Below are 25,672 nucleotides of genomic sequence, written 5' to 3' on the forward strand. Positions count from 1 at the left end.
CCTTATTCAGAGTCACTTGGGTCTGGCTGGCGTTGAATCAATGGCACGCGCACCGCCAAGGTAGTGCCCTCGCCCGGTTCGCTGTGCAGGTCCAGGGTGCCGCCAAGCATCAATACCCGCTCGCGCATGCCCACCAAGCCGAAGGAGGTCGAGCGCCCGGCCGACGGTTCAAAGCCCCGGCCATCATCACTGATGGTCAGGCACAACTCCCGGCCTTCGACACTCAAGGTCAACTCAACCGTTTGCGCGTCAGCGTGGCGCAGCACGTTGGTCAGGGCTTCCTGCAAAATCCGGAACAGGCCCACTTCCTTGGCCGCACTCAACGGCGGCAGTTGTTCAGGGACTTGTACCAGACACGGGATATTCGAGCGTGCTTCAAAACGACGGGCCTGCCACTCAATCGCCGAGCTGATCCCGGCATCCAGAATCGGCGGGCGCAAGGCCGTGGCCACATCGCGCACGAGCTGGAACAACTGGGCGATGAGTTTTTTCATGCTATTGAGCCGCTCGCGCAACCCCGGATCAAGGTCCGCATACGCCAGCTCACACATTGAGGTTTCGAGTTTAAGCACCGTGAGCATTTGCCCCAGCTCGTCATGAACCTCGCGGGCAATTCGCGCCTTTTCTTCCTCGCGCACGCTCTCCAGGTGCGCTGAAAGCTCACGTAACTGACCGCGCGAGCTGTCCAGCTCCAGCTCGATGCGCTTGCTCTCGCTGATGTCCCAGACAATCCCGTCCCAGACCACCGTACCGTCTTCAAGACGGCGGGTAATGGCTTTGATCTCGGCCCAGCGTTGCAGCCCTTCGCGGGTCAGGATTCGCCCTTGCCACGACCAGTCGCTGTCACTGTCTATGGCCACGTCCTGCACCCGATGGTAATCGGCTCTGTCATCCGGGTGCACGAGGCTGCGCAGGCCAACGTCATGCCGACGTAAGGTCGCCGGAGAAAACCCCACCAGGCTCTCGCTGCCTTCACTGATGTAAGGGAAATCCAACTCGCCCGTCAGCAACGAGCGCTCCAGTCGAAATACCAGCCCCGGCACATTGGCTGCAATGCCTTGCAGGCGCGCATCGCTTTCTTGCAACGCGGCCTGCACACGGCGGCGCTCGGTGATGTCATGCAGGTAAACCACCAGGTATTCGGCCTGTTTAAAGCGCAGGAAGCTCAAGGTCACGTCAGCCGGGAACTCGCTGCCATCAGCCCGCACGCAAATCGCTTCCATGCGCTGCGCCGTGTCCTCGTTACCCCGCGCGCGGCGCCACAAGCCCAACCAGCGGTCCATGTCCAGGCCCGGCTCAAAATCACTCAGTGACCGATCGAGTACCGCGCCCGGCGAATACCCCAGCATGTTTTCGGCCGCCAGATTGGCGTACCGAATATGGCTGTCCCAGTTAACCCATAAAATTCCCACCGGGCTTTTATCGATAGAAAACTGCGTCAGGCGCAGGGCCTCGGCGCTGGCGGCCCCCTCGGCGAGGTCTTCGCGGGCTTTTAACAGCGCCTGCTCCAGAACACTCTGCTGGCGGCGCTGCCACACCACAATGGCCATGCTGGCCAACATCAGCGCCGCGAACAACAGCACGAGGTTTTGCCAGAAGCCGGGGGAGTGGGTTGAGCGCGCGAACTTGGGCTGCAACCAAAGCGTGTGCAGTTGCTCCATATCCCGTGCTGGTATCGCATGGAGCCCGCGCTCCACGATGCCGGCCAACTCGGGCAAGTCCCGACGCGTACCCACCCGCAAAAGCTGCGGCAAGCCAATGTCGCCAACCACCGCCAAAGCGGTGAACTCAGGCTCGGCAGAAAGCCGCGCCAGTTGCGCTTCATCAATCACCGCATAGGTGGCTTGCTGACTCAGTAAGAGTTGCAGGGCCTGACGCTCCAGCGGCACGCCTTGCAGATTGAGCCCCGGATAACTGGAGCGCAAAAAGTCTGCCGTGGCTCCGGGCATCCGCACGGCGACACGGGTTTTGCTGTCGATGCGATCAAGGTCTACCGAACCTGAGCCATTGCGTTCACCGACCAACAATTGCGGGACCCGCATATAAGGGTCAGAAAAAATCCACACGCGCAGCCCGGCCGGGGTTTGCTTGAGACCCGGCGCGATGTCGATTTGCCCCTCACGCGCGGCCTTCTCCAACTGCTCAAGGTCCGGATAGGTGCGCCAGGTCAGGTCAATATCCAGGCTCTGCGCCAGCCATTTCATCAGCTCAACATTGGCCCCGGACAACTGCTGCAAGCGTTGGTCAAAGGTGGCATAAGGCGCCTGCAACACCAGGCCGACCCGCAGCGCTTTATGCTGCGCCAGCCATTGCTGTTGCTCGGGACTTAATTGCGCAGCCGGGATAGTCGCCGCGTGCCCCATCAAGGGCAGCCACAACCAGCCGATAACCAACAGATAGCAAAAACGCTTCATCGCAACACTCACACCCATTACGCTGCCGGGATAACTTCTGGCCTGGAATTACTTATGTCTTCTTTGCGCCTGGCGTTGGCGGCGTTGTACCTGTCATCTGCCTTACCGGTCCTGGCGGCCGAGCCAGCTCCCGACACCACACCCGCGCAACCCGCACCCGTGGTGCGTCAACCCTTGCCTGAACGCAGCCAGGAAGACGCCACTGCGCTTGAGCGACAAGTGCCGGCCGCTGAGCAGCAACAACTGCAAGCCGCGCAGGACACTTTTCTGGCGCTCTGGAAACCGGCCAACAGCAGCGACCCCAGCGGCGTCGTGGTAATCGTCCCCGGCGCCGGTGAAAACGCGGACTGGCCACGGGTCGTAGGCCCATTGCGCAACAAACTGCCAGACGCCAACTGGGCCAGCCTGAGCCTGAGCTTGCCTGACCTGCGCAGTGAAGCCAGCCAACCGCGCGCGGCCGAACCAGAGAAAATTCCTACAGAGCCCGCGCCGAACAGTAGCAGTAAAGAGGCCAGCACCACAGCCAAACCCATCGAGCAGGCCGCCAGTGTCGGTACCGAGAACCCGGACACCGAGTTGCAACCCGAGCAAACCCTGGAAGCGCTGACCAACGCTGACGCCGAGCGAATTTTCGCCCGCATCGACGCTGCCATTGCCTTCGCTCAACAGCAACACATGCGCAGTATTGTGCTGCTCGGGCACGGCACCGGGGCCTATTGGGCGACGCGCTACCTGAACGAAAAACAGCCCAAGCAGGTGCAAAAGCTCATTCTGGTAGCAGCGCAATCACCGGCTCAGGTCGAGCCCGATATCAATGTATTGGCCCCGGCGCTCTCGGTTGAGCTTCTGGATGTGTTCTACAAAGACAAACCGCTTATGCGCAAAGCCGCTTTGCAACGGCTACACGCCAGCAAACGCATGGATCGCTCAAATTTCAACCAAGTAGGCCTGGACACCATTGCCGGCAATCGCGAGGCCGAACAAGAACAACTGTTGCGCCGGATTCGCGGCTGGCTCAGCCCGAAGGCTGTGGATAAGCCGGATTAACGAAAACCGCGGTACTCACGGATCAACGCATACGCGTGATGCAGCTCGCGGGTTTTATCGGTGGCCTCACGCACCTGCGCCGGGGTTGCACCGGCGCCCGCCACTTTGTCCGGGTGGTGACGGCTGAGCAAACGCCGGTAAGCCCGTTTGATGTGCTCGGGATCGGTGCTGGCGGTCACGCCGAGCAAGGCAAGCGCCTGCTGGTACGTGCCGCCCCGGGTTGCGGGCGTTTTTTTCTGCGGCTCGTGATCGGCTCCCAGCAGTTGCACTTGCTGCGGGGTCCAGCCCAACCAGCGGCCCCACTGGAAAATCAGTTTTCGCTCTTTGGGGTCTACCCGTCCGTCCGCCACAATCATTCGCCAACAGGCCCGCAGCACGCCTTCGGCCGCCGCAGGCTGAGCCCGCAAGCGCAGCAGATAACCGCGTAACGAGTCATGCCCGGACTTGCCCCGGTTGAACGCGGCAATCGCACGCTGCTGCGCGGCCGGGTTCATGTCGAGCTGGCGCATTTCCTGGCGCGCCTGTTCGATATGTTTATCCACAACCCGCCCGCCGCTTTTGGCCAGCCGACCGAGTAACACAAACAGCAGTTCATCATTGCGCAAGGCCGGGCGGCCGCCCAGACGCTCACGCAATTGCGCCCAACTGTGAAGTTGCAAGCGCCGGTCCAGGGCCTGCCCCAACAAAGCGCCAAGCATGGCCCCCGGAATGCTGGCGATAAAAAAGCCAGCCCCGGCTCCGATCAGAGTCCCTGGCCACAGCATCTTAGTGTTTGCCCTTAATCAACAACTCAACCTCTGCCAACCGTTCATGTGTGCCGACATCCACCCACTGCCCCTGCAAGCGCTCGCCTGTAACTGCACCTGCAGCCATGGCGGTGCGCAGCAAAGGAGCCAGCTTGAATGCCCCCGCTGTCGAGCCGTCGAACAGGGTCGGGCTCAAGACCGCAATCCCGCTGTACGTCAGCGTGTCGGCGCCGGGCAGCGCGTCCTGCACGTGACCATCGCTCAGCGAGAAATCACCGCCGGGATGATGCGCCGGGTTGTCCACCAGCACTAAATGCGCTTGCCCGGCCAGCGGTTGGCGCAACCCGGCGAAGTCGTAATCGGTCCAGATGTCGCCGTTAACCACGACAAAAGGTTTATCGCCCAACAGCGGCAAGGCTTTAAAAATGCCTCCACCGGTTTCCAGCGGCTCGCCTTCGGCGGAGTACTGAATGCTCACCCCAAAACGTGCGCCATCGCCCAGGTGGTCTTCGATTTGCTGACCGAGCCAGGCGTGATTGATCACGATCTCGGTAAAACCTGCCGCTGCCAGCGCGCGCAGGTGGTACTCGATTAATGGCACGCCGCCTGCGCGAATCAACGGTTTAGGCGTGTGCAGGGTTAACGGGCGCAAGCGTTCGCCTTTGCCCGCAGCCAAAATCATCGCTTTCATGCACGGGCCTCGGCAGACAGGGGCAGGCTGGCGAACAATTGACCCAGCTCAGCCAGTTCAGGACGGCGCGCCAGAACCGCTTCTATATAAGAGAAGAAGCGCGGCACGTCGGCCAGGTAGCGGGGTTTGCCATCACGGTGGCAGATACGGGCAAAGATACCGATCACTTTCAAGTGGCGCTGCACGCCCATCAAATCGCTGGCCCGCAAGAACTCTTCAAAATTGGCGCCGACCGGAATGCCCAGCGGCAAGGCCAGCTTCCAGTAGTCTTCCAGCCAGGCGCGCACGCGCTCTTCGGGCCAACTGAGAAACGCATCCTTGAACAGGCAGGTGATGTCATAGGTCACCGGGCCATACACGGCATCCTGAAAATCGAGCACGCCGGGGTTGGGAATACTGAGCATCAGGTTGCGCGGCATAAAGTCGCGGTGCACCAGCACTTGGGGCTGCGCCAGTGCGCTGTCGATCAACAGCGTGCTGACACGCTGCCAGGCCGCCAATTGTTGCTCAGTGAACTCGACGCCCAAATGCCGGCGCACGTACCACTCAGGGAACAGCTCAAGCTCGCGGCGCAGCAAGGCCACGTCATAGCTGGGCAAAGGGGCCGTCATCGGCAATTGCTGGAAGGCCAGCAAGGCTTCGATGGCGTCCTTGAACAATTCATCGGCGTTGCTGCTGTTGATCACGTCCAAAAAGGTTTTATTGCCCAGATCGTTGAGCAAAAGGAACCCGCGCTCCAGGTCTTGAGCGTAAATTTTTGGAACATTTATCCAGCTGGTACGCAATAAATCTGCGATTTCGACGAAAGGTTGGCAGTTTTCCTGGGGCGGCGGAGCATCCATCACGATAAAACTGCGGCCCTCGCCCTCCCATCGGAAGTAGCGTCGGAAACTCGCGTCACTGCTGGCCGCAGTCAATGTGGCCGGGGGCACGGGACCCCACCCCTCGTTCTCGAACAAGGTGTCCAACTGTTCATCAAGCCAAACATTCAGGTGTTGCAAGCGTACATCTTGGTCAGGCATTACAAGGGTCTCCGACGGCGCTAGCCGTCAAGCGGGTCATGCTTTATTATCCAGAATCTTTTCCAGACCATCGATAGGCGTGCGGTCCCCCCACCGCGGGCTGATGGCACGCAGGAAGCCCGGACTAATAAGATGGCATTGAAATCCCCCGCGTTTCGTAAAAAATTTCCGTTGCTGGTAACTGGCAGTCTGCTGGCCATGCAACCTCTAGCCGTGCCATTCGTATTTGCCGAGGAGCAGTATGACTGTTCCGCATCGGCTTCGGGTGGCTGGGATTGCGCGCCGAAAGCAAATACTGCGCAATTGCCACCACGCCCGTCGCACACTGGCACCGTGGCGCAAGCCAATGGTGAGTCGGGCGAGCAAGGTGAGCAAACCCCGCTGGTGACATCCGCCAAAGGTCGTGGCCTCAAGGCGCGCAGTGCTGACTACAGCCACCTGGACTGGGTCCCGCGTGACAAGCTCACGCCGGCGCAACTGGCTGAAACCGGCCCGTATTGCTCTGGCGCCTATATCGAGCCTACGCGTCCCGGCATGCGCGACACCACCAGCAAAAGCGATTCGCCGACCTTCATTGGCGCCAAAGCTTCCCGCTACCAGCAGGAAGAGCAAATCGCGACCCTGGCCGGTGATGTGGTCATGCGCCAAGGCAGCATGCAGGTCGAGGCTGACGAAGCCAACTTGTACCAGGCCGAGAGCCGTGGCGAGTTGAGCGGCAATGTGCGTCTGCGTGACAACGGTGCACTGCTGGTTGGCGACCACGCCGATGTGCAGCTGGACACCGGTGCCGCCAAGGTCGACAACGCCGAGTACGTGTTGCACAAGTCGCGTATTCGCGGCAGCGCGCTGTACGCCAAACGTGCCGAAGACGCGATCATCCGCCTCAAGGACGGTACGTACACCACGTGCGAGCCGAACAGCAACGCCTGGCAGCTCAAAGGCAACAACATCACGTTGAACCCGGCCACCGGTTTCGGTACCGCAACCAACGTGACACTGCGGGTTAAAGACATTCCTGTCCTTTACACCCCGTACATTTACTTCCCGATCGACGATCGCCGTCAGTCCGGTTTCCTGCCGCCGTCCTTCAGCAGCAGCTCCGACACCGGCTTTACGCTCGTGACCCCGTACTACTTCAACCTGGCACCCAACTACGATGCCACGTTGTACCCGCGCTACATGACCAAGCGCGGTCTGTTGATGGAAGGTGAGTTCCGCTACCTGACCGAGTCCAGCGAAGGACAGTTCGGTGCCGCGTACCTCAACGACGACAACGACGATCGCAAGCGGCAGACCGACTACGAAAAAACCCGCTACATGTACAACTGGCAGCACAAGGGCGGGCTTGATTCGCGCGTGCTGACCGAAGTTGACTACACCAAGATCAGCGATCCGTACTACTTCCAGGATCTGCAAAGTGATCAGGTTGGCGTCGAAAGCCGTGACTACCTGAACCAGCAAGCAGCTGTCAGCTACCGTGGCGATGACTTCACCGCCAAGCTGAACGTGCACGCTTACCAGTTGGCGACCGTGACCCAGGTCACGCCGTACAACCAGATGCCACAGCTCACCTTCAATGGTGGCCTGCCGTATCACCCGGGCGGCGTGAACTTCTCTTACAACACCGAACTGGTGCGGTTTGAGCGTGACCTGGAAAACGGCACCTACACCGACGAATACGGCGTCACCAAACCGCGTCTGGACACAAACGTAACAGGCCTGGCGCGCGCCAACGGCACACGTCTGAACCTCGCACCGGCCATGTCGCTGCCAATGACCTCGAGTTACGGCTACGTGACCCCGACCCTCAAGTACGCGTACACCCAGTACGATCTGGACCTTGATGGCACCGGCAAGAGTGACATTGTAAAAGCTCAAGCTGCAGCAGCATCTGCTGGCACGAGATACAACGGTGGTGTTTACGACAGCTCGGTCAGCCGCAGCGTACCGATCGCCAGCGTCGACAGCGGCTTGTACTTCGACCGCAACACCAACTGGTTCGGCACCAACTACCGCCAGACCCTGGAACCACGGGCGTTCTACCTGTATGTGCCTGAGCGCAACCAGGAAAACATCCCTGTTTTCGACACCAGCGAAAGTACCTTCAGCTACTCCTCGCTGTGGCGTGACAACCGCTTCACCGGCTCTGACCGCATCGGCGACGAAAACAAATTGTCGCTGGGTCTGACCAGTCGCTGGATCGAAGAAAACGGCTTCGAGCGTCAACGCGTGAGCATTGGCCAGGCGTACTACTTCAAGGACCGCAAGGTTCAGTTGCCAGGCATCGATGATAAACGTGACGACTCGACATCGAACGTTTCCCCGTACGCACTCGAATACGCTTACCGCTTCAACCGCGACTGGCGTGCAACCGCTGACTACAACTGGGACCCGGAAACCCGTAGCCCACGTTCTGGCAGCGCAATGATGCATTACCAGCCAGAAGACAACCCGAACAAGGTCGTCAACCTGGGCTATCGCTATCGCAACGACCAGGTGGTGTACAACCAGTACACCGGTAAGTGGCAATTCGGCGGTGACTACCTGTCTCCTGGGCAGGACGGCTACATCAAGGATTACTACAAAATCCAGCAGCACGACTTCTCGGTGATCTGGCCGCTCGTGCCGCAATGGAGCGTCATCAGCCGCTGGCAGTACGATTACAACCGCAACCGTACCCTGGAAGCCTTCGGTGGCTTTGAGTACGACAACTGCTGCTGGAAAATGCGCCTGATCAGCCGCTACTGGGTTTCCAACGACGAATACACCCAAGAAGCCCCGCAAAACGAAAAGGGCGACCATGGGATCTTCCTTCAAATTGTGCTGAAAGGTCTCGGCGGCGTTACAGGCGCCAAAGTAGAGAGCTTCCTCGACAAAGGCATCCAAGGTTATCGTGAACGTGAAGATCAAGCTTTCTGAGTGTCTGCGCCCCCTAGTATTGGGCGCATTGTTCCTGGGTACTGCGGCGGCACACGCTGCAGTTCAGCCCCTTGATAAGGTGGTGGCCATCGTCGATAACGACGTGATCATGCAGAGCCAGCTGGACCAGCGTGTCCATGAAGTTCAGCAAACCATCGCCAAGCGCGGGCAGGGTGTCCCCCCTGCCAGCGTTCTGGACCAACAAGTGCTTGAGCGTCTGATTGTCGAAAACCTGCAACTGCAGATCGGCGAGCGTTCGGGCATTCGTATCTCTGACGAAGAACTGAACCAGGCCATCGGCACCATTGCCCAGCGCAATAACATGACCCTTGATCAGTTCCGTCAGGCATTGGCCCACGACGGCCTGTCCTATGACGATGCGCGCGAGCAGGTTCGCCGCGAAATGATCATCAGCCGTGTACGTCAACGCCGTGTGGCCGAGCGTATTCAGGTGACCGATCAGGAAGTGAAAAACTTCCTCGCCTCTGACCTGGGCAAGGCGCAACTGTCCGAGGAATACCACCTGGCCAACATCTTGATCCCGACGTCTGATAGCGCGAGTTCAAGTGAAGTCCAGGCGGCGGCCCAGAAGGCTGAAGACCTCTACAAGCAACTCAAGCAAGGTGCTGACTTTGCCCAGCTGGCGATCGCCCGCTCCGGCAGCGACACCGCACTGGATGGCGGCGATATGGGCTGGCGCAAAGCGGGCCAGTTGCCACCTCCGTTCGATCGTATGCTGAGCAGCATGCCGACAGGCGACATTACGCCTCCGGTCCGCACGCCTGGTGGCTTCATCATTCTCAAGCTGCTCGACAAGCGCGGCGGCCAGACCGTGATGGTCGACGAAGTTCATGTTCGTCACATCCTGATCAAGCCAAGCGAAATCCGCACTGAAGCGCAAACCAAGGAACTGGCCCAGAAAATCTACGACCGCATTCAGTCGGGCGAAGACTTTGCCACCCTGGCCAAAACTTATTCGGAAGACCCAGGCTCAGCCCTTAACGGCGGCGACCTGAACTGGATCGACCCGAACGCGCTGGTACCTGAGTTCCGTGAAGTCATGGCAGAAACCCCGCAAGGCGTCCTGTCCAAGCCATTCCGCACTCAATACGGCTGGCATGTTCTGGAAGTGTTGGGCCGTCGCTCCACTGACAGCACCACCCAGGCGCGCGAGCAGCAAGCCATGAACGCCTTGCGTAACCGCAAGTACGACGAAGAGCTGCAAAGCTGGCTGCGTCAGATCCGTGACGAAGCCTATGTAGAAATCAAACTCCCTGGCGCAACCAACCAGGCAGAGAGCGCAGACCCAGCACAGTGAAAACACAGCGTTTTGCACTGACACCCGGCGAGCCGGCAGGCATAGGTCCCGACCTGTGCCTGCTTCTCGCCTCGCAACGCCAGCCACATCCCCTGATTGCCATTACCAGCCGCGACCTGCTCCATGAGCGGGCCGCGCAGCTGGGCGTGGCTGTCAGTTTGCTGCCTGTCAGCCCGGACAACTGGCCCGACCAACCGGCACCTGCAGGCAGCCTCTATGTCTGGGACACGCCGCTCAATGCCCCTGTCACCGCAGGCACATTGGACAAAGCCAACGCCCCGTTCGTACTGCAAACCCTGACCCGTGCAGCCCTTGGCTGTGTTGCAGGCGATTTTGCAGGCATGATCACCGCGCCCGTGCACAAAGGCGTGATCAACGAAAGCGGCATCGCGTTTTCTGGCCACACCGAATTTCTGGCAGACCTGACCGGCACCGAGCAAGTCGTGATGATGCTTGCCACGCGCGGGCTGCGCGTCGCGCTGGTGACCACTCACTTGCCGCTGCGTCAGGTGGCCGATGCAATCACACCTGAGCGTATAACCCGGGTAACCCGAATTCTGCATGCCGACCTGCAACACAAGTTCGGCATCGCCCAACCGCGTATCCTGGTGTGCGGGCTCAACCCCCACGCCGGTGAAGGCGGCCACTTGGGCTTTGAAGAAATCGACATCATCGAACCCACCCTGGAGCGTCTGCGAAGCGAAGGCATGGACCTGCGCGGCCCGTTGCCTGCAGACACTCTGTTTACCCCCAAATATCTGGAGCACTGCGATGCAGTGCTGGCGATGTACCACGACCAAGGCCTGCCCGTGCTCAAGTACAAAGGGTTTGGCGCCGCCGTCAACATCACCCTGGGCTTGCCGATCATCCGCACGTCTGTCGACCATGGCACCGCCCTGGATCTGGCAGGCAGCGGCAAGATCGACACTGGCAGTCTGCAAGTCGCCCTGGAAACCGCCTATCAGATGGCCGAGACACAACTATGACCGAGCAATACCAACACAAGGCGCGTAAGCGCTTTGGCCAAAACTTCTTGCACGATGCGGGCGTTATCGACCGCATCCTGCGCGCGATCAACGCCAAGTCGGGCGACCGCCTGCTGGAGATTGGTCCGGGCCAGGGCGCACTGACCCAAGGCATTCTGAGCAGCGGCGGGCAACTGGACGTTGTCGAGCTGGACAAAGACCTGATCCCGATCCTGAATCAGCAATTTGCCGGTATGAGCAACTTCAACCTGCACCAGGGCGACGCGCTGAAGTTTGACTTCGCAACGCTCAATGCTGCGCCGCGCACGCTGCGTGTCGTCGGCAACCTGCCGTACAACATCTCCACGCCGCTGATTTTCCACCTGCTGAAAAACGCCGAACTGATCCGCGATATGCACTTCATGCTGCAAAAAGAAGTAGTTGAGCGCATGGCCGCAGGGCCTGGCGGCGGTGACTGGGGTCGTCTGTCGATCATGGTTCAGTACCACTGCCGCGTCGAACACCTGTTCAACGTCGGCCCTGGCGCCTTCAACCCGCCGCCAAAAGTCGACTCGGCGATTGTCCGCCTGGTGCCACACGACGTGCTGCCGCACCCGGCCAAGGATCATCGCCTGCTCGAACGCGTGGTGCGTGAAGCCTTCAACCAGCGCCGCAAAACGCTGCGTAACACCCTCAAAGCCTTGCTCAGCAACGACGACATCGAAGCCGCCGGCGTCGATGGCAGCTTGCGCCCGGAGCAACTCGACCTCGCCGCTTTCGTGCGCCTGGCCGACACACTCAGCGAAAAAGCGGCTAACGCGCCCGTTGCTGACTGATTACTGAGAAAAAACGGTGCCCGGACCAGACATAGCCTCTGGCCGGGCACCCGCCCTCTAGCCTAGACTCAGGCAGCTGTTTTATTCCGAACGTTGTCTGCGCTTTTCAGTAAGGCCTCTCGCATGCATGAGCCCCGCTATGTGATCGACGTCAGCGTCGTCACGCGTTACCTGCCAGAACAATCTCAACCCGAGCATCAGCGCTACGCCTTTGCCTACACCATTACAGTAAGCAACACAGGCACCGTGGCGGCCAAACTGCTGTCCCGGCATTGGGTGATTACCGATGGCGACGGGCATGTCGAAGAAGTGCGCGGAGCCGGAGTGGTCGGGCAACAGCCGTTGATCGAGCCCGGCGAGCAGCACACGTACAGCAGCGGCTCGGTGCTGACCACCACTGTGGGCACCATGCAGGGCAGCTACCTGATGCAGGCAAATGACGGCCATCAGTTCAAAGCCATCATCAAGCCCTTCCGCCTGGCCGTCCCCGGAGCGCTTCACTGATGGCGGTCTATGCCGTGGGTGACCTGCAAGGGTGCTTGCAGCCCCTCAAGTGCCTGCTGGAGCAAGTGGCCTTCGACCCGGCCAACGATAAACTGTGGCTGGTGGGAGACCTGATTAACCGCGGCCCGGAATCGCTCGAAACCCTGCGCTTTCTCTACCGTATGCGCGAGTCTGTGGTGTGCGTGCTGGGCAATCACGACCTGCACCTGCTGGCGGTTGCCTACAACATCGAACGCCTGAAAAAGGGCGATACGCTGCGCGACATCCTGCAAGCGCCCGATTGCAACGACCTGCTCACCTGGCTGCGACAGCAACCGCTGCTGCACTACGACGCCGAGCGCAATACGGCGCTGGTGCACGCCGGGATACCGCCACAGTGGTCACTGAAAAAAGCCCTCAAATATGCCGGTGAAGTTGAGCACGCCTTGCGCGATGACAGCCTCATCAAGCCGTTCCTGGACGGCATGTACGGCAACGACCCGGCCAAGTGGGACAGTGACCTCACCGGTATCACCCGCCTGCGGGTCATCACCAACTACTTCACCCGCATGCGCTTTTGCACCCGCGACGGCAAACTCGACCTCAAGAGCAAAGAGGGTCTGGGCACCGCGCCGCCGGGCTTTGCACCATGGTTCAGCTACAAAGAACGCAAAACCCGGGACACCAAGATCATCTTTGGCCACTGGGCGGCACTTGAAGGCCAATGCCCAGAGCCTGGGGTATTCGCACTCGACACCGGCTGCGTCTGGGGCGGTGCGATGACCTTGCTCAATGTCGATACCGGCCAGCGCCTGAGCTGCGACTGTGATGAGCAGGGGCACCCGGCCCCTCAACCGCTTTGCCCCCCAACCCCTTCTTCGCAACCGCCGCTCGCGCCTTGATTCGCACGCGCTGTCTGGCTAAAGGAAACTCCCATGACCGAATTCAAACGCATTCCCCCAGAACAAGCCCAAGCCCTGCGCGAAAAAGGCGCTGTCGTCGTCGACATCCGCGACCAGCCCACCTATGCCGCCCTGCATATCACCGGCTCACAGCATCTGGACAACCACTCGATCGCTGACTTCATCCGCGCAGCCGACCTCGACGCCCCGCTGATCGTCACCTGCTACCACGGCAACTCCAGCCAAAGCGCAGCGGCTTACCTGATCAGCCAAGGGTTTTCTGACGTTTACAGCCTCGATGGCGGCTTCGAACTGTGGCGCACCACCTACCCCGCAGAAACGTCCGAATAAGTAGCCCGAAAAATATTTTCATCCGCCCAAGCCCGCGTCCTGAGCGGGCTGGCGCTCTTGCAGACCAACGGTCGCGCCAACTATTCGCGCATCTCTTCTTGACCTCCCCGATTACCAACTATCCTTAAGCGCAGGCCATCCGAATCTGGGGAGAGCCGGTACACCGGTGTATGGATCATCAGTAGTAACTTCAAGGGGTTAAGCACCTTGATGGTGTCCTGGGGGGTACACGGCAACTGCAACGTTGCTGCATGCCAGCACTCGAACTGACCGATCAATCGCCGGCTCCACGTATCGAGCGAGGTGACGTCATGAGTATTTTTAGCCACTTCCAACAACGCTTTGAATCCACACGCCAAGAAGAGCTCACGCTCCAGGAATACCTTGAGCTGTGCAAACAAGACAAAAGCGCTTACGCCTCAGCTGCCGAACGGCTGCTGATGGCCATCGGTGAACCGGAACTCCTGGACACCTCAACCAATTCCCGCCTGTCGCGCATTTTTTCGAACAAAGTGATTCGCCGCTATCCGGCCTTTGCCGACTTCCACGGAATGGAAGAGTGCATTGACCAGATCGTGTCGTACTTCCGCCATGCCGCGCAGGGCCTGGAAGAGAAAAAACAAATTCTCTACCTGCTCGGCCCGGTGGGCGGCGGCAAGTCTTCGCTGGCAGAAAAGCTCAAAGAACTGATCGAGAAGGTCCCGTTCTATGCGATCAAGGGCTCACCCGTCTTTGAATCACCGCTGGGGCTGTTCAACGCGACCGAAGACGGCGCGATTCTTGAAGAAGACTTCGGCATCCAAAAACGCTACCTGAACACCATCATGTCGCCTTGGGCCACCAAACGCCTGGCCGAATTTGGTGGCGACATCAGCCAGTTCCGCGTCGTTAAACTCTACCCGTCGATCCTCAATCAGATCGGCGTGGCCAAAACCGAGCCCGGTGACGAGAACAACCAGGACATTTCGGCCCTCGTCGGTAAGGTCGATATCCGCAAACTCGAAGAATTCCCGCAAAACGACGCCGACGCCTACAGCTACTCGGGCGCACTGTGCCGGGCCAACCAGGGCCTGATGGAATTCGTCGAGATGTTCAAGGCACCGATCAAGGTGCTCCACCCTCTGCTCACTGCCACCCAAGAGGGTAACTACAACAGCACCGAAGGGCTGGGCGCGATTCCGTTCAACGGCATCCTGCTGGCTCACTCCAACGAATCGGAGTGGCACACCTTCCGCAACAACAAGAACAACGAAGCGTTCATCGACCGGATTTACATCGTCAAAGTCCCGTACTGCCTGCGCGTCAGCGACGAAGTCAAAATCTACGACAAGCTGTTGTTCAACAGTTCGCTGGCCAAGGCCCATTGCGCGCCGGACACCCTGAAAATGCTCGCGCAGTTCACTGTGCTGTCGCGCCTTAAAGAGCCAGAGAACTCCAACATCTACTCCAAGATGCGGGTCTATGACGGCGAGAACCTCAAAGACACCGACCCGAAAGCCAAGTCGATTCAGGAGTACCGCGACAGCGCAGGCGTGGATGAAGGCATGACCGGTCTGTCGACCCGTTTCGCGTTCAAAATCCTATCCAAAGTGTTCAACTTTGACCCGCACGAAATTGCTGCCAACCCGGTGCACCTGCTCTATGTGCTGGAGCAACAGATCGAGCAAGAGCAGTTCCCGGCAGAAACCCGCGAGCGCTATTTGCGCTTCCTCAAGGAATACCTGGCACCGCGCTACATCGAGTTCATCGGCAAGGAAATCCAGACCGCTTACCTGGAGTCCTACAGCGAGTACGGGCAAAACATCTTCGACCGTTACGTGCTCTACGCCGATTTCTGGATTCAGGACCAGGAGTACCGCGACCCGGAAACCGGCGAGATCCTCAATCGCGTAGCGCTTAACGAAGAACTGGAGAAAATCGAAAAGCCGGCCGGTATCAGCAACCCGAAAGATTTCCGCAACGAAATCGTCAACTTCGTGCTGCGTGCCCGCGCCAACAACAATGGCAAAAACCCGACCTGGCTCAGCTACGAGAAGCTGCGTGTGGTCATCGAGAAGAAAATGTTCTCCAACACCGAGGACTTGCTACCGGTTATCAGCTTCAACGCCAAAGCGAGCAAAGAGGACCAGCAAAAACACAACGACTTCGTCACCCGCATGGTCGAACGCGGCTACACCGACAAACAAGTACGACTGCTCTCCGAGTGGTATCTGCGAGTCAGAAAATCGCAGTGAGGCAGTTGTAAGCCTCAAGCCTCAAGCTGCAAGAAGAAACACAAGCGCTGTGCTTCGACTTGCAGCTTGCAGCTCACAACTTGAAGCTGCCCGGAGGGCCTTATGAGCTATGTGATCGACCGACGCCTCAATGGCAAGAATAAAAGCACGGTAAACCGTCAGCGTTTCCTGCGGCGTTACCGCGACCACATCAAAAAGGCGGTCGAAGAGGCCGTAGGCCATCGTTCCATCACCGACATGGAGCATGGCGAGCAAATCAGCATCCCGGGCCGCGACATTGATGAGCCCGTGCTTCACCACGGCCGTGGTGGCAAGCAAACCACGGTTCACCCCGGCAACAAGGAATTTACCAGCGGTGAACATATCCAGCGCCCACAAGGCGGTGGCGGTGGGGGCGGCGGCCCTGGCAAGGCGGGTAATTCCGGTGAGGGCATGGATGAATTCGTCTTTCAGATCACCCAGGAAGAGTTCCTCGAATTCATGTTCGAAGACCTGGAACTGCCGAACCTCATCAAACGCCACCTGACCGGTACCGACACCTTCAAAACCGTGCGCGCGGGCATCAGCAACGAAGGCAACCCGTCGCGCATCAACATCATCCGCACCCTGCGTTCGGCCCACGCACGGCGTATCGCCCTGTCCGGCAGCAGCCGGGCAAAACTCAAAGAAGCCAAAGCTGAACTTGAGCGGCTAAAACGTGAAGAACCGGACAACTTCGGCGATATCAGAGACATCGAGGCCGAAATAGAGAAACTCAGCGCACGGATACACCGTGTGCCGTTCCTCGATACCTTCGACCTCAAGTACAACCTGCTGGTCAAACAACCCAACCCCAGCTCCAAGGCGGTGATGTTCTGCCTGATGGACGTTTCCGGGTCCATGACCCAGGCCACCAAAGACATCGCCAAGCGCTTCTTCATCCTCTTGTACCTGTTCCTGAAACGGAACTACGACAAGATTGACGTGGTGTTCATTCGCCATCACACCAGCGCCCGAGAGGTCGATGAAGAGGAGTTCTTCTATTCCCGGGAAACCGGCGGCACCATCGTTTCCAGCGCACTCAAACTGATGCAAGAGATCATGGCCGAGCGGTATCCGGCCAACGAATGGAACATCTACGCAGCCCAGGCCTCGGACGGTGACAACTGGAACGATGACTCCCCTATTTGCCGCGACATCCTGGTCAACCAGATCATGCCGTTCGTGCAGTACTACACTTACGTTGAAATCACCCCGCGCGAGCATCAGGCGCTCTGGTTCGAATATGAGCGCATCAGAGACTCGTTCCCCGACACGTTCGCTCAACAGCAACTGGTCTCGGCCGGCGATATCTACCCGGTCTTCCGTGAACTCTTCCAGCGCAGGTTAGCCACATGACCGCCAAAGAGCATAAACGCCAACCCATTTCCACAGGGTCCGAGTGGACCTTTGAGCTGATCCAGGCTTACGACCGCGAAATCAGCCGCCTCGCGGAACGTTATGCGCTGGACACCTACCCCAACCAGATTGAGGTGATTACCGCCGAGCAAATGATGGACGCCTATGCGTCCGTCGGCATGCCACTGGGTTACCACCATTGGTCCTACGGCAAACACTTCTTGAGTACCGAGAAATCCTACAGCCGTGGGCAGATGGGGCTGGCCTACGAAATCGTGATCAACTCCGATCCGTGCATCGCCTACCTGATGGAAGAAAACACCATCTGCATGCAAGCCTTGGTCGTGGCCCACGCGTGCTACGGGCATAACAGCTTCTTCAAGGGTAACTACCTGTTCCGGACCTGGACCGACGCCAGTTCGATCATCGACTACCTGGTGTTCGCCAAGCAGTACATCATGCAGTGCGAAGAACGCCACGGCATCGATGCCGTCGAAGACCTGCTCGACTCCTGCCATGCCTTGATGAACTACGGCGTGGACCGCTACAAACGGCCCTATCCGATTTCGGCCGAAGAAGAACGCCGTCGCCAGAAAGACCGCGAAGAGCACCTGCAAAAGCAAATCAACGACCTGTGGCGCACCATCCCCAAAGGGGTGGGCAAATCCAGTGAAAAGGACAACGCCCGCTTTCCGGATGAGCCGCAGGAAAACATCCTGTACTTCATTGAAAAACACGCGCCACTGCTGGAACCCTGGCAGCGCGAAGTCGTGCGCATTGTGCGCAAAATCGCCCAGTATTTTTACCCGCAGCGCCAAACCCAGGTGATGAACGAGGGCTGGGCTACGTTCTGGCACTACACGCTGATGAACGACCTGTATGACGAAGGGCTGGTCACCGATGGCTTCATGATGGAGTTCCTGACCTCGCACACCAGCGTGGTCTTCCAGCCAGGCTTTGACAGCCCGTATTACAGCGGGATCAACCCCTATGCACTGGGGTTTGCGATGTACCAGGACATCCGCCGCATGTGCGAACACCCCACCGAAGAAGACCGGCGCTGGTTCCCGGACCTTGCAGGCAGCGACTGGCTGACCAGCATCAAATTTGCCATGAGCAGCTTCAAGGACGAGAGCTTCATCCTGCAATACCTGTCGCCCAAGGTCATTCGCGACCTCAAGCTCTTCAGCATCATGGACGACGATCAGAAAGACGACCTGCTGGTGCCTGCGATTCACGACGAGAACGGTTACCGCACCATCCGCGAAACGCTGGCGGCGCAATACAACCTGGGCAATCGTGAACCCAACGTGCAGATCTGGAGCATTGATCGACGCGGCGACCGCTCTCTGACCTTGCGCCACCAACAACATGACCGCAAACCGCTCGGCGACTCCACCGACGAGGTACTCAAGCACCTGCACCGTCTGTGGGGCTTCGATATCCATCTGGAGACCCTGCAAGGCGACCAGATCATGAAGGTGCAGCACGTACCGCCCAAAGGCGAGCATGGTGAAAACGACTACGGCCGTCTGGACTTGTCCGCCGTCCACCTGTAACCACATCGGCCTCCGCTAACGCGGCACACGGGTTATCCTGTCGCGCTAACGGAGGCTTTTTATGAAGATCTATAAAGTGGGCGGCGCAGTGCGCGACCGCTTGCTGGGTAAACCCGTCACCGACATCGACTGGGTGGTGGTGGGTGCGACTGCCGAGCAAATGCTCGCAGAAGGGTATCGCCCGGTAGGGTCGGACTTCCCGGTGTTTCTTCACCCAAAAACCGGGGAAGAATATGCACTTGCCAGAACCGAACGCAAAAGCGGCCATGGCTATGGTGGCTTTGTCTTCCATGCCAGCCCCGACGTCACCCTCGAAGACGACCTGATACGCCGCGACCTGACCATCAATGCGATGGCCGAAGACGCTGATGGCAATATCACCGACCCGTACCACGGCCAGCGAGACTTGGAAGCACGCATTCTGCGCCACGTTTCCCCCGCGTTTGCCGAAGATCCCTTGCGAGTTCTGCGTGTTGCCCGCTTTGCCGCCCGTTATGCAGGGCTTGGTTTCAGCATCGCTCCCGAGACCCTGGAACTCATGCGCCAACTGTCCGTCTCTGGCGAACTGCAGGCCCTGACGCCCGAGCGTTGCTGGAAAGAAATCTCCCGCGCCCTCATGGAAGATCACCCACAGGTATTCATCGAAGTACTGCGCAGTTGCGACGCGCTTGAGGTGCTGCTGCCAGAGGTCAACGCCCTGTTTGGCGTGCCACAACCTCCCATTCATCACCCCGAAGTCGACAGCGGCCTGCACACGCTGAGCGTGCTCGAACAAGCCGCCTTGCACCACCAGCCGCTGACTGTGCGCTGGGCTTGCCTGCTGCACGACCTGGGTAAAGGGCTGACACCCGAGAGCCAGTGGCCACGACACATTGCCCACGAGCACAAAGGGCTGCGTCTGATAAAAGCCGTCAACGAACGCTACAAAGCACCGAGAGATTGCCAGGAATTGGCGCTGTTGGTGGGCGAGTACCACACCCATGGTCATCGCGCCCTGGAGCTCAAGGCATCGACATTGCTGGAGTTGCTGCAGCGGTTTGATGTATATCGCCGCCCTCAGCGTTTTGAAGAATTTGTGGTGGCCTGCGAAATGGACGCCAGAGGGCGTTTAGGCCTGGAGAACCGCCCTTACCCACAGGCGGATTATCTGCGCGGCGCGGCCCTGGCAGCACAAGGCGTGACCGTACAACCGCTGATTGAACAAGGTTTCAAAGGCCCCGAACTGGGTGAAGCCCTCAAACACGAACGGCTCAAGGCCCTGCAAGCCTACAAAGACGCCGCCAAACACTGACCGTCTGTAGGAGCGAGCTTGCCTCGCGATCTTTTAAACAATCAAAAGATCGCGAGGCAATCGAGCGTCGAGCGGCTGCTCCTACAAAATCAAAGCATCTCTGCCGGCGTCAACTGCACGCCCCGCCACTCAAACGCCACAGGCGCTAATACCTGGTCGATGTGCGCTTCGGCCCACATCTGGGCAAGGGTTTTACCCACGCCCGGATGCACCTTATCTGGCGCCATCAAAGACAATGGCCACAGCACGAACGCATTCTTGAGAATTTCTGCTCGCGGCAAGGTCAGGAACTCAAAGTCGCCCACCAGATCGCCGTAAAACAACACGTCGATATCCAGCGGCAGCCCTTTGCGATCCGGCGCATAACGCCCGTTATCGGCTTCAATCAGCTTCAAACGTCGGCTTAATTCAATCAGTGGCAAATCGGTTTTGGCCGCGACCACCAGATTGAAAAAAGGCCCGCTTTTGATACCCACCGGCTGACTCTCAAACACCGCCGAACACGTCATGCCCTCTAAAAATACCGCAAGCGCATCCAGCCCGGCACACAAATGCCGTTCACGCTCGATATTGCTACCGAGCCCGAGATAAACCTCTGTTAGCGGCATCCGCGCTCAATCTCCACACCCACCCCTGTGGCCGCCGCAACGGCGCCGGGCTTGGTCAGCTTGAGGTGCAGCCAGGGAATGTTGAACTCACTCATCAGCACCTGCGCCAAACGTTCGGCAAACGTTTCTACCAACTGGAACTGAGCCTGTTCAGCAAACGCCTGGATGCGCGCTGACACACTGGCGTAATCCAACGCCAGGGTCAGGTCGTCTCCGGACGCTGCCGGGCGGTTATCCCACGCAAAACTCAGGTCAAGCCGCAGGCACTGACGGATGCCGCGCTCCCAGTCATAAGCACCGATAACGGTGTCAACTTCCAGGCCTTCGATAAACACTCTGTCCAAGCACTCTTCTCCGCAGCACGACAAGGGCGCAATGCGCCGTTAGAATCAGGGCGTCCTTGCCCGGAATAGTTAGCATGTTTTGGTTACTGGCGATGCTCGCCTACCTGCTTGGTTCTATGTCCTTCGCTATTTTGCTCAGCCGCCTGACGGGAAATCCCGACCCGCGAATGAGTGGCTCAGGCAATGCCGGCGCAACCAACATGTTGCGCCTGGCCGGTAAAAAGCTCGCCATCCTGACCTTGCTTGGCGATCTGTGCAAAGGGCTTTTACCCGTATTGCTGGCCTATCAACTGGGCTGCACGCTCCAGCAACAAGCCTGGATCGGCGCCTGCGCCGTTGTAGGGCACATGTACCCACTGTACTTCCGCTTTCGCGGCGGCAAGGGCGTTGCCACCGCTGCCGGCATGCTGCTGGGCCTTTATCCGCCCGCTGCGCTGCTGGCTGCTGTCGCATGGCTGCTGACCTTCCAGCTCAGCCGTACGAGCTCGCTGGCCTCACTGATTGCCGCCCCCCTCACCCTGCCCTTGCTGGCCTGGCAAGAACCTGCAGCGCTGCTGCCCATGAGCGCCCTGACGACGCTCATTGTGTGGCGGCACCGCAGCAATCTACGCGACCTGATGGCTGGGCGCGAACGGCATTTCTGAACCCTTACAGCGGTGGCAACTGCTCCATCGGCCAGCGCGCCTGCACGCTGATCGCCAGGCTTTCGTGTTGGCCCACCAGTAAACGCTGACACCCGGCATAGGCAATCATCGCGCCATTATCCGTGCAGAACTCCGGGCGAGCGTAGTACACCTGACCGTTCATCTCACCGAGCATTTTCTCGAGCGATTCACGCAGCGCCTTGTTCGCACTCACACCCCCGGCAATGACCAGGCGCTTCATCCCGGCAGCCTTCAGCGCACGCTTGCACTTGATGGTCAGGGTCTCGACAACGGCCTGCTGAAACGCGAGCGAAATATCGCAACGCGCCTGCTCTGTATCTTCGCCCGCGTCTACACAACGCTGCCAAGTATTCAGCGCGAAGGTTTTAAGGCCGCTAAAACTGAATTGCAGCCCCGGACGATCGGTCATTGGCCGCGGGAACACAAAACGCCCGGCAACCCCTTGTGCAGCCAGGCGCGCGATCTCAGGGCCACCCGGATAACGCATCCCCATCATCTTGGCGGTTTTGTCGAAGGCTTCACCCGCCGCATCATCCAGACTCTCGCCCAAGAGCTCGTATTGACCGATGCCATCGACACGCACCAGCTGCGTATGGCCGCCCGACACCAACAAAGCGACGAACGGGAACTCAGGTGGCTGCTCTTCCAGCATGGGGGCCAATAAATGGCCTTCCATGTGGTGCACGCCAAGGGCAGGAATACCCCAGGCAAAGGCCAGCGCCTGGGCGCACGAAGCCCCGACCAGCAAGGCCCCGACCAGTCCCGGCCCTGCCGTGTAGGCAATGGCGTCAATCTCTGTAGGCACGCAATCGGCTTCAGCCAACACCTGACGAATCAAGGGCAGCATGCGCTTGACGTGGTCACGCGAGGCAAGCTCCGGCACCACACCGCCATAAGCGCGGTGCAGGTCGATCTGACTGAACAGCGCATCGGCCAAAAGCCCGCGCTCACTGTCGTATAGCGCGACGCCGGTTTCGTCGCAGGAAGTTTCTAATCCCAGTACTAGCATGGGTTTACGCCTTGTTGAGGCTCAATTCGAAGGCGCGCATAATAGTCGCCACTCCCGCCCCCGACCAGCGGTTTTCGATCAGAGGCTTTGCATTCCGGGCGTTGAGGGGTTAACATCCGCAACCCTTAAAAACCGACGTCTTACAACGCAATTTAGCCTTGGGACGTTGACCCCGGTAATGAATGAAGGTAGCTCTGGATGCCAGCCGTCAAAGTAAAAGAGAACGAACCCTTCGACGTAGCTCTGCGTCGTTTCAAGCGCTCCTGCGAAAAAGCCGGTGTACTGGCTGAAGTTCGCAGCCGCGAATTTTACGAGAAGCCGACTTCTGAGCGTAAGCGCAAAGCAGCAGCAGCTGTTAAGCGTCACGCGAAGAAAGTTCAGCGCGAGCAGCGCCGCGCCGTTCGTCTGTACTAATACACAGACGTTCGTTGCAAGCTTCTGCCAAGCCCGGCCTAAAGCCGGGCCGTAGGCAGTTGCAGCAAGTTACATGCTCTACCGTCAAGGCCGCAGATGCGACCGCGACAAAGCGCATCACCACGTCAGACCTGGTTTTAACAACCAGCGGTGCACGTCTTTACTGACGAGCCTTACAAGGCTACCGACGAGCACACTTTTCCTGATTATCCCAAGACAATCAGCCCAAGGTACTTCTCCTGTGCCTGCTTATGAGCCACCCGAGACCCACCACAGGTCAATTCGGACTCAGAGCGCAACACCTATCGAACATATTCGTACTGATTAAAACCCTAGTCAGATGAGATTCGACAGATACACTTCCCCACAATGACTGAGCAGACGCCACACGATCGAGCCATGCACCTGCGTGCACGCCATCATGCCAAGCCACTCATCTGGGTTAAATTCTGCTCCGTGATGACGAGAACGCCATGGCCGGGTTAATCCCCCAGAGCTTTATTGACGACCTTCTGAACCGCACCGATATCGTCGATGTCGTCAGCTCGCGCGTGCAAATGAAGAAAGCAGGCAAGAACTACACGGCTTGCTGCCCGTTTCACAAAGAAAAAACGCCCTCGTTCAGTGTCAGCCCCGACAAGCAGTTTTATTACTGCTTTGGCTGCGGCGCAGGCGGTAATGCCCTCGGCTTCATCATGGACCACGACAACCTGGACTTCCCCCAGGCCGTCGAAGAGCTGGCAAAAGCAGCCGGCATGGAGATCCCCCGAGAAGAAGGCGGCCGCTCACACAAGCCACGGCAACCTACCGACTCACCGCTCTACCCGCTTCTGACCGCTGCCGCCGACTTTTACCGGCAAGCACTCAAGAGCCATCCTGCACGCAAAGTCGCCGTCGAATACCTGAAAGGCCGCGGCCTGACCGGCGAAATCGCTCGCGACTTTGGCCTTGGTTTCGCCCCGCCCGGCTGGGACAACCTGTTCAAGCACTTGAGCAACGACACCCTGCAGCAAAAAGCGATGATTGACGCCGGGCTGCTGGTGGAGAACGCCGAGACCGGCAAACGCTACGACCGCTTTCGCGATCGCGTGATGTTCCCGATCCGCGACAGCCGGGGCCGTATCATTGCGTTCGGCGGCCGCGTGCTCGGCGACGATAAGCCCAAATACCTGAACTCCCCGGAAACCCCAGTGTTCCACAAGGGCCAGGAGCTCTACGGGCTGTTCGAGGCACGCAAATTCAACCGCAGCCTCGATGAAATCATCGTGGTTGAAGGCTACATGGACGTGATCGCGCTGGCCCAGCAAGGCCTGCGCAATGCCGTCGCCACCCTCGGCACCGCCACCAGCGAAGAGCACATGAAACGCTTGTTTCGCGTGGTGCCCAGCGTTTTATTCTGCTTTGACGGCGATCAGGCTGGCCGCAACGCTGCCTGGCGCGCCCTTGAGGCCACACTTTCTTGCTTGCAGGACGGGCGCCGTGCGCGCTTTCTGTTTTTGCCCGAAGGCGAAGACCCGGACACACTGGTGCGCTCCGAAGGCACCGATGCCTTCAAGGCGCGCATCAACCAGCACGCGCAACCGCTGGCCGATTACTTTTTCCAGCAACTGACCGAAGAAGCCGACCCGCGGTCGCTTGAGGGCAAAGCCCACATGGTCACGCTGGCAGCACCGTTGATCGACAAAGTGCCAGGCGCCAACCTGCGCACGCTGATGCGTCAGCGCCTGACCGAAATCACCGGCCTGACCCACGACATGGTCAGCCAACTGGCACAAAGCGCGCCCGTCAAACCCCAGGCCCAACCCGCTTACGACCCCGGCATTGATTACGACGCAATGCCCGACTACAGCGACTTCCAGCAACCGGACGTGTACATCCCCCAACAGGAATGGACCCCGAAAAAGCCTGGTGCTGGCGGTAAAAAGTGGGAAAACAAACCTTGGGACAAAAAAGGTAAACGGGGTGCCGAGCGCGAGCAGGCCTGGGTGCCGGTCGGCGTTGAACCGCCCACGCTAACGGCCTTGCGCACGCTGCTGCACCACCCCCAACTGGCAAAAAAAGTTGAGGATGCCGGGCACTTTGCGGCCGAAGACCAGACAAATAATCAACTACTGATTGCTCTGGTAGAAGCCGTACAGAAAAATCCTAAGCTAAGCTCTATTCAGTTGCTGTCGCGCTGGCACGGCACCGAGCAGGGTCGATTGTTACAACGATTGCTGGAAAAGGAATGGCTAATTGACGCCGACAACCTTGAACAACAGTTTTTCGACACCATAACTAGCTTGTCAGCACGCCAACGTGAGCGAAATCTAGAGCAACTTCTTCGAAAAGCACGTCAAGGCGAGCTTAGTACCGAGGAAAAAAACCAGTTACGCGACCTCTTGAGTCGCAATAATCCTGCATCAAACCCGACCTCAACTGGCGCGTGAGGTCACAGCTAAGGTATAATCCTCGGCTTGTTTTTTGCCCGCCAAGAC

22 protein-coding genes are annotated in these 25,672 nt (G+C 59.0%); 15 read left to right on the forward strand and 7 right to left on the reverse strand.

Annotated features, from left to right (window positions below; all coding sequences use genetic code 11):
- Positions 1-2: 2 nt before the first annotated feature.
- On the reverse strand, positions 3-2,414 hold the full coding sequence (locus GHO32_RS14390; RefSeq protein WP_153335059.1) for a PAS domain S-box protein: 2,412 nt from the start codon (positions 2,412-2,414) through the stop codon (positions 3-5).
- 54 nt (positions 2,415-2,468) lie between these two features.
- Between GHO32_RS14390 and GHO32_RS14395 the strand changes: the two genes are divergently transcribed.
- Entirely contained in the window at positions 2,469-3,461 is a 993-nt protein-coding gene (locus GHO32_RS14395; protein ID WP_153335060.1) for an alpha/beta hydrolase family protein, read from the forward strand.
- Here GHO32_RS14395 and GHO32_RS14400 read toward each other — a convergent pair.
- The 3 genes from GHO32_RS14400 to GHO32_RS14410 are packed head-to-tail and all read right to left on the reverse strand — an operon-like array spanning position 3,458 to position 5,920.
- Complete coding sequence (locus GHO32_RS14400; RefSeq protein ID WP_153335061.1) at positions 3,458-4,225, reverse strand: TerB family tellurite resistance protein; 768 nt, start codon at positions 4,223-4,225, stop codon at positions 3,458-3,460. The two genes, GHO32_RS14395 and GHO32_RS14400, sit on opposite strands and share 4 nt — an antisense overlap.
- Before the next feature lies 1 nt (position 4,226).
- Positions 4,227-4,898, reverse strand: coding sequence for an N-acetylmuramate alpha-1-phosphate uridylyltransferase MurU (murU, locus tag GHO32_RS14405; protein ID WP_153335062.1), 672 nt, complete (start codon positions 4,896-4,898; stop codon positions 4,227-4,229).
- Complete coding sequence (locus GHO32_RS14410) at positions 4,895-5,920, reverse strand: aminoglycoside phosphotransferase family protein (RefSeq protein ID WP_153335063.1); 1,026 nt, start codon at positions 5,918-5,920, stop codon at positions 4,895-4,897. The genes murU and GHO32_RS14410 overlap by 4 nt, the downstream gene beginning before the upstream one ends.
- A gap of 132 nt (positions 5,921-6,052) precedes the next feature.
- Here GHO32_RS14410 and GHO32_RS14415 point away from each other — a divergent pair, with 132 nt between their 5' ends.
- The 11 genes from GHO32_RS14415 (at position 6,053) to GHO32_RS14465 (ending at position 20,155) form a co-directional block, all read left to right on the forward strand.
- Positions 6,053-8,839 (forward strand): LPS-assembly protein LptD, encoded by a 2,787-nt coding sequence (locus GHO32_RS14415; RefSeq protein WP_153335064.1) that lies wholly within the window; start codon positions 6,053-6,055, stop codon positions 8,837-8,839.
- Positions 8,820-10,157 (forward strand): peptidylprolyl isomerase SurA, encoded by a 1,338-nt coding sequence (surA, locus tag GHO32_RS14420; protein WP_048389642.1) that lies wholly within the window; start codon positions 8,820-8,822, stop codon positions 10,155-10,157. Before GHO32_RS14415 ends, surA begins: the two co-directional genes overlap by 20 nt.
- Positions 10,154-11,143, forward strand: a complete 990-nt coding sequence (gene pdxA, locus GHO32_RS14425) for a 4-hydroxythreonine-4-phosphate dehydrogenase PdxA (protein WP_368668385.1) — start codon at positions 10,154-10,156, stop codon at positions 11,141-11,143. Before surA ends, pdxA begins: the two co-directional genes overlap by 4 nt.
- Positions 11,140-11,958, forward strand: coding sequence for a 16S rRNA (adenine(1518)-N(6)/adenine(1519)-N(6))-dimethyltransferase RsmA (gene rsmA / locus GHO32_RS14430; protein ID WP_153335065.1), 819 nt, complete (start codon positions 11,140-11,142; stop codon positions 11,956-11,958). The genes pdxA and rsmA overlap by 4 nt, the downstream gene beginning before the upstream one ends.
- Positions 11,959-12,081: 123 nt before the next feature.
- Positions 12,082-12,462 (forward strand): Co2+/Mg2+ efflux protein ApaG, encoded by a 381-nt coding sequence (gene apaG, locus GHO32_RS14435; protein WP_048372227.1) that lies wholly within the window; start codon positions 12,082-12,084, stop codon positions 12,460-12,462.
- Positions 12,462-13,343 carry a symmetrical bis(5'-nucleosyl)-tetraphosphatase gene (locus tag GHO32_RS14440; protein ID WP_153335066.1) on the forward strand — a complete coding sequence of 294 codons (882 nt, stop codon included), beginning with the start codon at positions 12,462-12,464 and terminating at the stop codon, positions 13,341-13,343. Before apaG ends, GHO32_RS14440 begins: the two co-directional genes overlap by 1 nt.
- A gap of 33 nt (positions 13,344-13,376) precedes the next feature.
- Positions 13,377-13,694, forward strand: a complete 318-nt coding sequence (glpE, locus tag GHO32_RS14445; RefSeq protein WP_153335067.1) for a thiosulfate sulfurtransferase GlpE — start codon at positions 13,377-13,379, stop codon at positions 13,692-13,694.
- Positions 13,695-14,005: 311 nt separating this feature from the next.
- Positions 14,006-15,928: a PrkA family serine protein kinase gene (locus GHO32_RS14450; protein ID WP_048372233.1), complete on the forward strand. Its 1,923-nt coding sequence runs from the start codon at positions 14,006-14,008 to the stop codon at positions 15,926-15,928.
- A 102-nt stretch (positions 15,929-16,030) separates the two neighbouring features.
- On the forward strand, positions 16,031-17,305 hold the full coding sequence (locus GHO32_RS14455; RefSeq protein ID WP_123750903.1) for a YeaH/YhbH family protein: 1,275 nt from the start codon (positions 16,031-16,033) through the stop codon (positions 17,303-17,305).
- Positions 17,302-18,864, forward strand: a complete 1,563-nt coding sequence (locus tag GHO32_RS14460) for a SpoVR family protein (RefSeq protein WP_048372235.1) — start codon at positions 17,302-17,304, stop codon at positions 18,862-18,864. The genes GHO32_RS14455 and GHO32_RS14460 overlap by 4 nt, the downstream gene beginning before the upstream one ends.
- Before the next feature lie 61 nt (positions 18,865-18,925).
- Positions 18,926-20,155: a multifunctional CCA addition/repair protein gene (locus GHO32_RS14465; RefSeq protein ID WP_153335068.1), complete on the forward strand. Its 1,230-nt coding sequence runs from the start codon at positions 18,926-18,928 to the stop codon at positions 20,153-20,155.
- An 89-nt stretch (positions 20,156-20,244) separates the two neighbouring features.
- On the opposite strand, the gene folK is transcribed toward GHO32_RS14465, so the two are convergent.
- Positions 20,245-20,763: a 2-amino-4-hydroxy-6-hydroxymethyldihydropteridine diphosphokinase gene (gene folK, locus GHO32_RS14470; protein ID WP_153335069.1), complete on the reverse strand. Its 519-nt coding sequence runs from the start codon at positions 20,761-20,763 to the stop codon at positions 20,245-20,247.
- Positions 20,754-21,107: a dihydroneopterin aldolase gene (folB, locus tag GHO32_RS14475; RefSeq protein WP_153335070.1), complete on the reverse strand. Its 354-nt coding sequence runs from the start codon at positions 21,105-21,107 to the stop codon at positions 20,754-20,756. The genes folK and folB overlap by 10 nt, the downstream gene beginning before the upstream one ends.
- A gap of 74 nt (positions 21,108-21,181) precedes the next feature.
- Here folB and plsY point away from each other — a divergent pair, with 74 nt between their 5' ends.
- A complete protein-coding gene (gene plsY, locus GHO32_RS14480; protein ID WP_048372243.1) occupies positions 21,182-21,751 on the forward strand; it encodes a glycerol-3-phosphate 1-O-acyltransferase PlsY in 570 nt (189 codons plus the stop codon).
- Positions 21,752-21,755: 4 nt separating this feature from the next.
- Here plsY and tsaD read toward each other — a convergent pair whose 3' ends face one another.
- Positions 21,756-22,781: a tRNA (adenosine(37)-N6)-threonylcarbamoyltransferase complex transferase subunit TsaD gene (gene tsaD, locus GHO32_RS14485; RefSeq protein WP_153335071.1), complete on the reverse strand. Its 1,026-nt coding sequence runs from the start codon at positions 22,779-22,781 to the stop codon at positions 21,756-21,758.
- Positions 22,782-22,979: 198 nt separating this feature from the next.
- On the opposite strand from tsaD, the gene rpsU reads away from it, so the two are divergent.
- Positions 22,980-23,195 (forward strand): 30S ribosomal protein S21, encoded by a 216-nt coding sequence (gene rpsU / locus GHO32_RS14490; RefSeq protein ID WP_002551877.1) that lies wholly within the window; start codon positions 22,980-22,982, stop codon positions 23,193-23,195.
- A gap of 473 nt (positions 23,196-23,668) precedes the next feature.
- Positions 23,669-25,624 carry a DNA primase gene (gene dnaG, locus GHO32_RS14495; RefSeq protein ID WP_048372249.1) on the forward strand — a complete coding sequence of 652 codons (1,956 nt, stop codon included), beginning with the start codon at positions 23,669-23,671 and terminating at the stop codon, positions 25,622-25,624.
- The last annotated feature ends 48 nt before the right edge of the window (positions 25,625-25,672 follow it).

The sequence above is a fragment of the Pseudomonas sp. FSL R10-2189 genome (genome assembly GCF_009600325.1).
Taxonomy (GTDB): domain Bacteria; phylum Pseudomonadota; class Gammaproteobacteria; order Pseudomonadales; family Pseudomonadaceae; genus Aquipseudomonas; species Aquipseudomonas helleri.